General features: G+C 59.5%; 13 protein-coding genes and 1 CRISPR repeat array. Of the genes, 4 read left to right on the plus strand and 9 right to left on the minus strand.

From position 1 onward, the window contains the following. Positions 1-315, plus strand: a 315-nt coding sequence (locus tag QT222_RS14740; protein WP_491477600.1) for a DUF7351 domain-containing protein, incomplete at its 5' end; no start/stop codon positions are given. Positions 316-1,385: 1,070 nt separating this feature from the next. Next, positions 1,386-1,875: direct repeats of the CRISPR family, unit length 30 nt; unit sequence GCTTCAACCCAACTAGGGTTCGTCTGTAAC. 200 nt (positions 1,876-2,075) lie between these two features. Here the strand turns inward: QT222_RS14740 and QT222_RS14745 are convergent. The 5 genes from QT222_RS14745 to QT222_RS14765 form a co-directional block, all read right to left on the minus strand. After that, entirely contained in the window at positions 2,076-2,939 is an 864-nt protein-coding gene (locus QT222_RS14745; protein WP_491477601.1) for a DUF5694 domain-containing protein, read from the minus strand. Between the two features lie 99 nt (positions 2,940-3,038). After that, positions 3,039-3,536 (minus strand): hypothetical protein, encoded by a 498-nt coding sequence (locus QT222_RS14750; protein WP_491477602.1) that lies wholly within the window; start codon positions 3,534-3,536, stop codon positions 3,039-3,041. Between the two features lie 506 nt (positions 3,537-4,042). After that, positions 4,043-4,822 carry a spondin domain-containing protein gene (locus QT222_RS14755; protein WP_491477603.1) on the minus strand — a complete coding sequence of 260 codons (780 nt, stop codon included), beginning with the start codon at positions 4,820-4,822 and terminating at the stop codon, positions 4,043-4,045. Positions 4,823-4,973: 151 nt separating this feature from the next. Next, positions 4,974-5,270 (minus strand): DUF8036 family membrane protein, encoded by a 297-nt coding sequence (locus tag QT222_RS14760; RefSeq protein ID WP_004059993.1) that lies wholly within the window; start codon positions 5,268-5,270, stop codon positions 4,974-4,976. Positions 5,271-5,272: 2 nt separating this feature from the next. Continuing rightward, complete coding sequence (locus QT222_RS14765; RefSeq protein WP_004059994.1) at positions 5,273-5,548, minus strand: ArsR/SmtB family transcription factor; 276 nt, start codon at positions 5,546-5,548, stop codon at positions 5,273-5,275. Positions 5,549-5,861: 313 nt separating this feature from the next. On the opposite strand from QT222_RS14765, the gene QT222_RS14770 reads away from it, so the two are divergent. Together QT222_RS14770 and QT222_RS14775 are read left to right on the plus strand one after the other, a co-directional pair. Beyond that, entirely contained in the window at positions 5,862-6,014 is a 153-nt protein-coding gene (locus QT222_RS14770) for an HVO_2523 family zinc finger protein (protein WP_014732523.1), read from the plus strand. A gap of 180 nt (positions 6,015-6,194) precedes the next feature. Then, positions 6,195-7,214, plus strand: a complete 1,020-nt coding sequence (locus tag QT222_RS14775; RefSeq protein WP_491477604.1) for a phytoene/squalene synthase family protein — start codon at positions 6,195-6,197, stop codon at positions 7,212-7,214. A 34-nt stretch (positions 7,215-7,248) separates the two neighbouring features. Here QT222_RS14775 and cruF read toward each other — a convergent pair whose 3' ends face one another. The 3 genes from cruF to crtID all read right to left on the minus strand — a co-directional run bounded on the left by cruF (position 7,249) and on the right by crtID (position 10,599). Beyond that, positions 7,249-8,133: a bisanhydrobacterioruberin hydratase gene (gene cruF / locus QT222_RS14780; protein WP_491477605.1), complete on the minus strand. Its 885-nt coding sequence runs from the start codon at positions 8,131-8,133 to the stop codon at positions 7,249-7,251. Beyond that, a complete protein-coding gene (locus QT222_RS14785; protein ID WP_491477606.1) occupies positions 8,126-9,004 on the minus strand; it encodes a prenyltransferase in 879 nt (292 codons plus the stop codon). Before QT222_RS14785 ends, cruF begins: the two co-directional genes overlap by 8 nt. A gap of 92 nt (positions 9,005-9,096) precedes the next feature. Then, on the minus strand, positions 9,097-10,599 hold the full coding sequence (gene crtID / locus QT222_RS14790; protein ID WP_491477607.1) for a bifunctional phytoene desaturase/3,4-desaturase: 1,503 nt from the start codon (positions 10,597-10,599) through the stop codon (positions 9,097-9,099). A 94-nt stretch (positions 10,600-10,693) separates the two neighbouring features. Between crtID and QT222_RS14795 the strand changes: the two genes are divergently transcribed. Continuing rightward, positions 10,694-11,386, plus strand: coding sequence for an SDR family NAD(P)-dependent oxidoreductase (locus tag QT222_RS14795; RefSeq protein WP_004059999.1), 693 nt, complete (start codon positions 10,694-10,696; stop codon positions 11,384-11,386). Positions 11,387-11,442: 56 nt separating this feature from the next. Here the strand turns inward: QT222_RS14795 and QT222_RS14800 are convergent. After that, the coding region (locus QT222_RS14800) for a hypothetical protein (RefSeq protein WP_491477608.1) at positions 11,443-11,623 on the minus strand (181 nt) is incomplete at its 5' end.

Genomic DNA, 11,623 nt, shown 5'->3' on the forward strand with positions numbered 1-11,623 from the left:
CCGCAGGACCGACTCGACGGCGAACAAACGCCGACAGCCGAGATGTCCTGTAAGACGTGTTCGTGGCTCGCAACTGTCGATATCGTGAGCGCACTCCAGTTCGAGCCACGAGTAGCGAGCGCATTACTCGAACTGGGCGTGTCGCCCGCCACCTCGAGCAACATGCAGGCGACGGAGAGTCTGCTCCCCCATGTGCGTGGTCGAGTTCGGTCGGACGAACCCTTCCGCGCCGTCGTCGATGTCGAATTCGAGGGTTCCGTTGCGACGCTCGTCGTCGACGACGACCTTACTGTCCATACTGTGGAAGTTGAGTGATGCCGCAGATATGACGTGTTTGTGGAGTTCTCTCTGATTTGGGTCGTCTGAAGCTCGTGTGAACACGCGGCTTGGAGGTCCATAGACTCAGAATTCAGCTGGATGTTTTGCCCGACCTCCAATACCCCGCAATCACGCCGGAACCATTCTTTATTATGTCAGTGAATTTTTATATGTCTGAGTATTGAATGTGTCATGAGCCGTATTCAAAATGTCAGTAACGCACGACTGTTGACTGTGCTTGGAGGGCCGGCTTTAGTTATTCAATTGCTCGTGTTTCAGAATAGCTTCGGCATCGTGGAAAATCCTGGGGTGTCTGGGTTGCTCAGAGACGTTTTGAGTGGCGGCTTGTTGTTCGTGGCGGTGGGCTGTCTCGTTGGTGGGCTGTATCTCCGCCAACACGATTCATAGTGTCACCCATGCTTCCACCTTATTACAACCCAACTAGGGTTCGTCTGGCTCTGTTGAAATCCTCGGTCGGTGGTAGTTTATCGAAACCGTGCTGAATACAGGGCGTGTGTGTTGCACCCAAGAGTCTACGTTGTGAATTCAGTTGGCTGGCAGACACTGAAGTCCACTGTTTGCATCGTGCCTCTGTCAAAATACCCGACTAACTACTGTATCAATGAGCAGAATCGCAATAGCGGTACCAAGTGGGATGAGTATGAGTGGAGTGAAATCTAAAGCCGCACCTACACCCCTACTTATCAGTACCCAGAGGCACCAAAGACCCAGTACGATAGTCAGGTCAACTGCAATCTCAGGTCCTCCAGCTACTGCAGGGTGTGACGCCATATTTTCGAGTTGTCTGTATCGGTTAACCACCCATCTGAATACCCGCATTCCCAGTTTCGCAATGTATCACGTCCTGAAATAACCCGAGGTTGGTATCCTACTCCGATTTCAGCACGATCAGTCGTGCTTCTCCATCAGAGTCTCCTACAGCCAGTCGTGGAGTTGCTGAATGCACCCTCTATATTCAGCACACAGTTTGTATCAACTACTGAGGATTTAAACAGAGGCGTTCGTCTGTAACCGTAGACCGAGCTGTTGATGTCGGTCGACCCAGAGCTTCAACCCAACTAGGGTTCGTCTGTAACTTCCTCACAGCTTCGACAGTGTTCCTTTTTGGTTTGGGCTTCAACCCAACTAGGGTTCGTCTGTAACCTGTCTATCCTTTGCCATAATGCCCCGCCCGAGACTCGCTTCAACCCAACTAGGGTTCGTCTGTAACGTCGACATACACGTCCTTATGCAAGACGGGAGTAAGCTTCAACCCAACTAGGGTTCGTCTGTAACATCGCATCTCGTCGCGTCTCTGTCACGCCAAGACTGCTTCAACCCAACTAGGGTTCGTCTGTAACCCAGGTCTTTAACGTGCTCGAACAGCGCCAAGACGAAGCTTCAACCCAACTAGGGTTCGTCTGTAACCAACATCAGTTTCATATGAACCAACAAACTCGTGCTTCAACCCAACTAGGGTTCGTCTGTAACGACGTGTTCGACAGGATTATCGACGCATACATGGAGGCTTCAACCCAACTAGGGTTCGTCTGTAACCATGCCCAATTTGAGTGCCACAAGTACTCTACAGGCGGTTCGCACTCAAGTGTTTCCGTCGACCTCCAATAACCCTCAACCCCCCGGGGGGTCGACGGAAATGCCTATCCGGCCAATCCGGACACCCCCTTCGAACCCACCAACCACACCTAACCTCCCGAGTCAACTACTATCCACTCGTCACCATCTTCAACACCCGCTTACTCACCACGGGGCAGATACGGAAGCGGACTCACGGGGCAGAACTGCGGGAACTCGGTGAGGAGTTGCCGGAGAATATGGACGTGTCCGGAGCCGACGACGAAGCAAACACGGTTAGTGTCTTCGTCCACGGCCCGCCAGATGTTGTGAATCATCCGGAGGTTCCGCCGGTACCATCTCGAAAGGGCATCGGGACCAGCGTAGTTGTCTTGGTCGCCGTATCGGAGGAACTCGTCGAACATCCCATCGTTGTAGTGGAGTGCAGCCGCTTCGTTTAGATATCGGTGGTACGCTGTGAGAGTCGAGTCCGCGAGACGGTCGTCGAGCGACTGCTGGAGTTCGTCGTGGTCGATTCGCGGGATATCTATCTTCGGAGTCGGTTCGTACCCCCGCTCTTCGAGTTCCTCGAAGTCGGGACCTGTCCCGAGTTGTTCCGGAACGTCGACGGGAACGACACGGTCGTGCCCGAGGCGGTCGGCAAGTCGGAACCCGATTTGGATGACCTCGCTTCGGCACGCCATCTGGGTATCGCCCCGTTCCGGATGCCGCGGTTCGAATGCGTGTTCCTCGTCGTAGGTGGCCTCACCATCTCGATAGCGCACGTACAGGTCGTTCACGGCCTCGGCCTGCGATGCGGGGCGTTCGACAGCGACGAAGTCCGGGCCTATGCGTTCGAGGTTCGAGACGAGTGAGCCCAGTTCACGCTGGCGGCCGTCGGTGAGAACATCGTCGGCGCTGACGTTCACCTCGTCTAAGCCGGGGTCGTCCATGTGGCACGTCCCGAAAAGGACGACTTCGACCTGTTCCGGAGTCGGGGTTGGCCACGTCGGCGTCTTCCGCGCGGTTGCCCTCGGTCTGAGCATTATACGACTGACCAGCACTGACATCCTCATAATTGTTTTCAGAATGTCATATATGGTGGACTGGGTAGCTGAACCGAGGACCCTACGTCCACACCGTATTCACATCATTTCGTCTGCAAAGAGACCGACGCTAACGAAGGCGGGGTCTTGGCCGTCTGCTATCGAAACCCCGTACGATTCTTTCAGCCCGGAATCGAGCTTGACCTGCAGCAGATACGCAGTCCCCGGTCGAAACACCGATTCGTACGTCGTTTGTTCCGCCGGCGGAATACGCCACGAGTGGTGGGTGCCCTGTACTGAGTCGTCGGGTGGCGTCGCCGTAATGCGTGTGATATCGGCCTCGCCGTCGGGTGAGTGGCGATAAACCGAGACCGTCCCGCTACGCTCCGTCTCTCTGAAGTTGTTGATTCGGAGGGCGATATGCTGGCTTGTTGGAGCCGAAGTCGACGTTCGCGTATCGGGCGACGCGCCGCTCGTCTCAGTTGACGGTGAGTCTGTGTCGGGTTTCTGAAAATCAATACACCCAGCGAATACCCCACAAAAGCAGGTGCCGAAAGCGGATTTGAGAACCGTTCGTCGCGTGCTTTCCACAGACATCTTCGTCTACAGCCTCACCCATACCACCCCATATTGTCATGTTAAATACTTCCCCGAGCACACCTACCGCCGCTGGAATCTCGACAAAGAAACTAACACTCTCACCCACACCAGTATCGATTCAAATGACACCAACCGACACATCTTTGGTGTATGGTAACAAATTGGTAACTGCCGTTGTCAGAGCCTCCCTCAGCCATGTCGACGACACGTCGACCGGTACCCCTCACTAATCTCTCCCCCACCACACTACCATCTCACCAGAGCGGGCCACGATGCTCCGACAACGGGCAAACGCGGCTGCACTAGAACCACGTGGTGAACGCCACCTACGTTCCCACGTGGGACACGACGTGGTTTTGTCGAACGGCTCTCGGGTCGTTCATTTTTGACGTGGCTCTGCAGCAAGTCGGTTCACCGACGCGACATGAGTTTCGGTGAGCGACGACCACGCCGAGACCAGACCGACTCCCACTCGACAGCCAGAACACACACCAGTTCCCGTCTCACTCGATTCGCTCGACTTGGACCAGCGCGGCGGGGGCATCCCAGCCGTAGACCGCGGGGTCGAGGTCGCCGTCGCCGACGATACCGCCGTGGGGTGTGATGACGCCATCTTCGGCGAGGTCCGGGTTGCTCATTCCGGTTCCTTCGGTCCCCGAGTCGATGCCGTAGAGTGCCTGTGCTGGTGGAACCATGTCACCGTACGCTTCGGTGTTCATCTCCGTTCCAGCGTCGTAACTCGACGCGAAGTACGACCGCGACTCGTTCACGCGCTCGGGGAGCGGGACGGTGTCGAGACCGGTGAAGCCATCGTTCGTCCCGATGAGCATGCTCACGAACGAGAGATACATCCCGCTGGCGTCGGTTTCCAGTTCGAGGGTGGCTGCGGCGGGGAACATCTCACTCGCCGGGAGTTCAGGAGGGACGAGCGGCGTCTCGGCCGCGGAGAGGGTACGAATATCCGTTGTGCTCTCGGCGAGTTCGCTTAACGGGTCGAGGTTCCCGTTTTCGGCGAGTTCTTTGATGGCGTCGCTGGCTGGGTCTCCGACGGCAAACAGTTCGACGCTGGCGCGGTGTGCGACCACTGCCGGTGGGGTGAACGGTTGGCCGGTAGTGAGATTTGCCACAGTCACGCGGTAGGTTCGTGCGGACTGGTCACCGCCGTTACTGGACTGCCCGGGAATCATTACGTCGCCGAGGCACCCGGCAAGTGCAGTCAGTGCACCCGCACCGGTCAGGCCGAGGACGGTTCGTCGTGTCGTTGAAGGGTTCGTATCGGTCATGGTTCTTCTCACGTGGTCGAATCCACGACAAAGCAGACGCACGACGACTTAATGGGGATTTTTCGAGATTCGGGACGACTCTGTGACGAGTTAGGGTTGAGTCAGTACCAAATTCGCTCCGAAAATAACACAACGAACACACTGGGGACGCTCAGCGAACGGTCACGTACGTCAAGAACGCAACCGCGACGAGTTGGAGACCGCGAAGGACCAACACGGCCTGCTGGACGTGTGGGTCGCCGGAGTAGAGACTCTGCATGGTGAAAAAGAAGTACAGGGCGAATGCGTTCTCGACGAGCATCACGACAGCAAACGCGAGAAGGCCGAGGACGAGCGACGTGCGGAACGTCCGGTAGTTTCGAACCCACACGGCGGCTAACGCCGAGAGGAAGACTATGTTCACGCCCGAGAGGACGCTCGCTGCCAGAATCTGGGTACTCATTGCCATGTTCAATCGAGGTGTGTTGCGATTTCTTCGAAGGTATCGCGGTACTGTTCGAAGTGGTCTGTGAGGAAGTACAGTCGCCCGTACTTGTCGCCACCGGCCTCGATGACCCCGTGGGATTCGAGTACATCGAGGTGGTGTCTGATGGTCTTGTATCCGACGTCGAGTTCGTCGGCGAGGCGGTTTGCGTTCCGCGGACGCTCCGACAGTGTACGGATGATCCGGACGCGGTTCTCACCACCTCGTGTCGCCGTGAGTAGATACCAGAGCGCCTTCTCCATCGACTGTTCTTTCTACTGGTTGGTCGAGAGGAGTAATATTCGCACGGGTCCGGGACGATACTCCACAGTGTGTGTCGATGACCGTCGTACATGAGTATTGTTCCACTTCAGTACCAAATTCGGGGTACGTCTCGTGCGGCGTGTGGGTACTTCCGTTCGGTCCCGGCCCGAAGTTACTTCCATCCGGTGTCGGTCCGAGGGTACACACAGATCCGGTGTCGACCAGAGGCCAATATTCGAGCGAATCGAACTGGGAGGAGACACCGCAAACAGCAGTAAGCAATATGTCGCTTGCGTCCTATGAAAACATCGTATGGACGACAACACCAGTCTGGACGCGTGTGCTATCGAGTCTCCGAAAGGCCGTCCGTGCCCTATCTGTGAGACATCGATGACCCATCGCCACTGCAAGTACATCTGTCCAGAACACGGGGTCGTCTATGACTGTAGCGACACGTTCTGGTAACGATACCTGACACAAATCAATAAAACAGCCATCACAGAGCCGTCAGTGGATTCAACGGTTGACTTCACGGCTGCACGAAACGCTATGTCGACAGCAACCCAACGAGAAGGTGAGACCATTTGCGGCCCGTTCGGTCACCTTACTCGGTCCCGTGACAGGGACGGTACGCGGTATACGAAAATGCTCAACGAATCACAGGTCGAAGCCGGAAAAGAAATACAACAACGGACGGGAAAGACGTTCTACTTCGCAACTCGGCTCCTCCCAAAACGCGTCAGACACGCCACATACGTCCTCTACGCGTTCTTCCGCGTCGCCGACGAGGTCGTCGACGCTGAGGAGACCGCCCCACCGGAGCAACAGCGTGAGCGTCTCGAACGACTTCGCGCCGAGGCACTCGGCGACGTCGAGACAGGTGACCCGGTGTTGTCCGCATTCGCCGACCTCCGAGAGCAGTACGATATCGACCCCGACGACGTGAACGTCTTCATCGACGCCATGGAGTCGGATATCCACAAGGACCGACATGCGACCTACGAGGAGTTAGAGACGTACATGGACGGTTCGGCGTCGGCCGTCGGTCGCATGATGACCGCCGTGATGCGCCCCGACGACCCGAAACAGGCACTGCCGCACGCGACGGCGCTCGGACAGGCGTTCCAACTGTCGAACTTCCTCCGCGACGTTGGCGAGGACGTGGTCGAACGCGACCGAGTCTATCTTCCAGAGACGACGCTGGAGCGCCACGGCGTCGACGTAGCGCAGATTCTTGACCTCGAATTCGACGACCGTGTCGCCGAAGTGATGCGCGACGAACTCCGCCGAGCCGAGTCACTCTACCGAGACGGCGTCGCCGGCATCGAGTACCTGCCCCACGATTGCCAGTTCCCGGTGCTCCTCTCGGCGGTCCTGTACGCCGACCACCACCGGTCGATTCGCAAACTCGGCTACGATACGCTCTCGACGACGCCGGACCTGAGCTTCGGTCGAAAAGTCTTCTTGCTCGGGAAGACGGCGGCGTACTGGGCTGTCTGGCGTGACCCGGTCGCCGTGTTCAAGGCCGTCAGCGTCGTTCCCTACCCGGAAGATGAGGGGTTCGACGCGGACTTCGGTCCCGGTTCGACCCCGGTCGGCAAAGTACGGAGCCGAGGCCGCGTTTCGGGGTGGATACGGGCGCTGAGTCGATGGGGTTCGGACTGAGTTTGGTCGTTGATTTTTGAAGTCCACTTACGACTTAGGACCGCCACGGCAAGCGCCGCGGGAGACGGAACAGTCGCGAGTCGAATCGCTCGGTTCGGAGGAGACCGATGCCGAAGAGAGCGGCGACGGCGACGGGAATCCAGTTGCCGAACCACGCGTTGATGCCGCCCCAGAGGATGACGAAACTCACCAAATCGTCGAGCATGAATCCGGTCGCATCGAGTCGTTCGAGAAGCGCCTCGCGGTCGAACGCCCAGTCGAGCGTGGCGACGGCGATAGTGGCGCTGACGACCCACCCGGCGTAGTTCGAAAGCGGGACGCCGTAGAAGATTATCGCGCCGTCGGCCAGACGGTAGTATTCCCAGATGCCGAGTGCGACCGCGCCGGGGTCGAGCACCACGTCCATGGCGAGGACCATGGCGATGACGACTGGAAGTCGGACGAGCGTGTCTCTGGCGCGGTCGCCCAAAAGCAGGAGACAAAGCAGGTAGGCGTTCATCACGAGCGGGATGAAAAACACGGGAAGCCCGATGGGGACGCCGGCGACCGTCGGCCCGAGGTCGATGCCGTATTCGAACCAGCCGTAGGGCCACCCAGTCGTGATGCCGGTGTACTCGATGGCGTATGCGTAGCCCGTGAGCGCAGCGACCCCGAACGCGACCCGTCGCGTCACGAGTGGTAGGACGCCGACGATGAGGGGCGAGCGCATGACGAGCGTCCCGAAGAGGATAAGAAACGCGTTGAACGCCAGCGGCTCCGGGAGCCACGTCATCGCGCTGGCGACGAGGAGAACCGCCCCGTTCAGCGGGAAGAACACCGAGATGGTAAACCGATTGTCGCACACGAGTCGGTCGAGCGCGAGTTCGGCCTCCCGCCGCGTGCTCGGTGGTCTCGGGAGCTGCGTTCGCGAGTCAGCCATAGACGACACCCCAAAGTGCCCCGACGGTGATGAGCATGCCGACGACGGTGTTCAAAATGGGGTACCACCAGTACGCCCGCTCTACGTCGACACCTGAGAGTGCAATTCCGAGGACAACGACCGGATAGGCCGCGAGCAACCCACCGAGTCGAACGTCGACGGCAGCGAAGGCGGCGGCCGCGAGCCCCCACACCACGGCGCAGTAGGCGTAAGTTCGGCGCTCGCCGAGGACTGTCGCCGTCGTCTGAATACCGGTCTCGCGGTCGGGGTCGATATCGGGAATCGCCGAGAACGTGTGCATCCCCATCGTCCAGAGCCACGCCCCGGCGATAGCGAGTGTTGGCGGTTTCGAACCGGTAATCGCCGCGTACGCGGCCACGCCCGGAAGGATATACAGCCCGTTCGAGACGGAGTCCAGAAACGGCGTCGTCTTGAACCGGAACGGCGGGGCACTGTACTCGACGGCGAGGGAGAAGTACGCGACGAGCCACGGCCACGCGACCCGCGGCGGGAGCGCGAACAGACCGCCGCCCCGGGCACCGCCTCCCACGCCGACCACCAGGGTCACTGGGGCGCCGCGCCCGCGCGCCCCGCGGGCGGCTTTCTTCGGATTGGCTTCGTCGATATCGGCGTCAAACACGTCGTTGACGCCGTAGAGGAACACGTTCGCTGGAATGAGGAAGTACGCGAACAGCAGAACGGTATCGAGGGCTAGCAGGTCTGCCAACGTGCTCGCTGCGGCCGCTGCGCCGACGATGACCGGTCCGGCGAGATAGAGCCAAAACCGGGGGCGTGAGAGGACCAACAGGTAGGCAAGTCGGTCCCGAAGGCCGCCTTCGACCCCTGTGTTGGCCGCCATGTCCCCGTTCATCTCAGACCTCTTCATCTCATGTCCCCGTTCATCTCAGACCTCTTCGTCTCATGTCTCCGTTCATCTCAGATACCCTTCTCCCATGTCTCCGTTCATCTCGCGTCTTCAGCCATCTCCTCCGCGGTGAGTTGGCCGCTGATGAGACACATCGGGACGCCGATGCCCGGCGTGGTGAACGACCCGGTGAAGTAGAGACCGTCGACCTTCTTCGAGCCGTGTGGCGGGCGGAGCAGCGACGTCTGGAAAAGCGTGTGCGCGAGACCGAGTGCGGTGCCTTTGGTGCTGTTGTACCGTTCGGCGAAGTCACTCACACAGAACGTTTCTTCGACGACGATGCGGTCTTGGAGGTCGACACCGGTGTTTTCGGCGATGTCGTCGAGGACAAGGTCACGATAGGATTCGCGGAGTTCGGGCGTGTCTTCGAGTCCGGCCGCGACGGGAACGAGTGCGAACAGGTTACTGTGGCCCGCAGGTGCGACCGTGTCGTCGGTCTTCGAGGGAACACACAGGTAGTAGGCGGGGTCGTCGGGCCACGCCGGGTCCTCGAAGATGGTCTCGAAGTGGCCGTCCCACTGGGTCGGGAGCACGAGCGTGTGATGAGCGAGTTCGTCCACGTCGCCCTCGACGCCGAGATAGAGCAGGAACGCGGACGGTGCGTACGTTCGCGACTCCCAGTAGTCGGCGTCGTACTGGCGTTTCTTCTCGGGGAGGAGTTCTTGTTCGGTGTGGGCGTAGTCGGCGTCGCTTACGACCTGGTCACAGAGGAACTCGCGACCGCCCTCTGTACGGACGGCGAACCCGCCGCGCCGACCCGCAATCTCGGCCACCGGCGAGTTCGTGTGGTACTCGACGCCGAGTTCCTCGCCGAGCGAAACCATGGCGTCGACGACGCCTGCGAGACCGCCGTCGGGGTAGTAGACGCCCATGTTGAAGTCGACGTGGCTCATGAGATTGTAGAGCGCGGGCGTGTTGTTCGGTGCGCCACCGAGGAACACCAGCGTGTACTGCATTATCTGCTGGAGTTTGGGGTGGTCGAAGTAGTTCTCGACGTGGTCCTGCATCGACCCGACGAGCGACAGCCCCCACGAGTTTTTGAACACGTCGAGGTCGATGTAGTCCGTCAGGTTCGGCCGGTCGGTGTAGACGAAGTGTTCCATTCCGATGCGGTAGTTCCGCTCGGATTTCCGGAGGTAGTCGTCGAGTTTATCGCCCGCACCGGGTTCGTACGACTCGAATGTCGCCTTGTTCGTTTCGAGGTCGGGAACCATGTCGACTCGGTCGCCGTCTTTGAAGAAGATGCGATAATGGGGGTCGAGGCGGGTGAGTTCGTAGTAGTCCGAGGGCCGCTTGCCGAAGTACGCGAAGAACCGCTCGAACACGTCGGGCATCAGGTACCACGATGGACCCATGTCGAACCGGAATCCGTCTCGTTCGAGCGTGCTCGCTCGGCCACCGAGTTGCTCGTTTTTCTCCAGCAGCGTCACATCTGCCCCGGCGTCGGCGAGATAGCAGGCTGTCGAGAGACCGCCGAATCCACCACCGATAACGACGATTGATTCGCCAGCGAGGGAGTCGAGGGCCGAGACGGAATTCATGGAGCTTTGTAAGGACGTTGAGAACATAAATCGACTGACCAAATCGGGGGCGCTCGGCAGGTATCTTTAGGCACGCCGCCTCCGTACGGCCTGCATGAACGACACCACCGTGGTGGTCACCGGCGCGAGTTCAGGTCTCGGTGCTGCTGTCGCCCGGGCCTTCGGTCGAACCGGTGCGACAGTCGTCGCCTGCGCCCGCGATAAGGACGCACTCCGGGATGTCCTCGACGATGTAGAAGACGTGGGTGGAGTCGCCGAGGGACTCCGTGCCGACGTTCGAGACGAACTCGATATGGAGCGTCTGATGGAAACTGCCGCCCGTATCGGCGGCGATATCGACGTGCTCGTCGCCAACGCTGGCATCAACCACGGCACACCCGGTGAGATGCCTCTCGACGAAGAATCCTACGCCGCCTTCGACGACACCTTGCGAACGAACGTTCGCGGCGTCTTCGCGGCGGTCAAAGAAGCACGTCCCCACATGGCCGACGACGCTCGCATTCTCGTCCCCTCGGGGTCCGTCGCCCGCGATGCGGAACCCGGAATGGGGGCATACGCCGTCTCGAAGGCTGCTGCCGAGGCGCTCGTTCGGCAGTTCGCCGCCGATTGCGACCAGTCCGTCTGTGTCGTCGACCCGGGGCTCGTCGCCACCGACCTCAGCGGCGGACAGGGACGAGACCCCGACGATGTCGCCGGGTTGTTCGTCTGGGCTGCGACTGAGGCGGACCCAACCGACTTCGACGGCGGCACACTCGACCGTACGGCGTGGAAGAACGCAACTCAGTGAGACGCGCTGACGCTAAATGGTCGAACCGCGCATCTTATTAACCAGAGTATTTTCGTTCACAACATGAATCGCTCGACAGCCGTCGGCGCGGGGAGCGTCGTGATACTTGTCGCACTCTCGGCGTACGCCGTCTCGACGGGAGCGTGGAAGCTCCTCGTCGTCTCGTGGGCTCGGAGATGTGTATAAGAGACAGACCGATTGGAAGACCCCGCGGGGGGTGGGAAGGCCACGAAAAGT

It is taken from the genome of Haloferax sp. s1 (genome assembly GCF_058382125.1).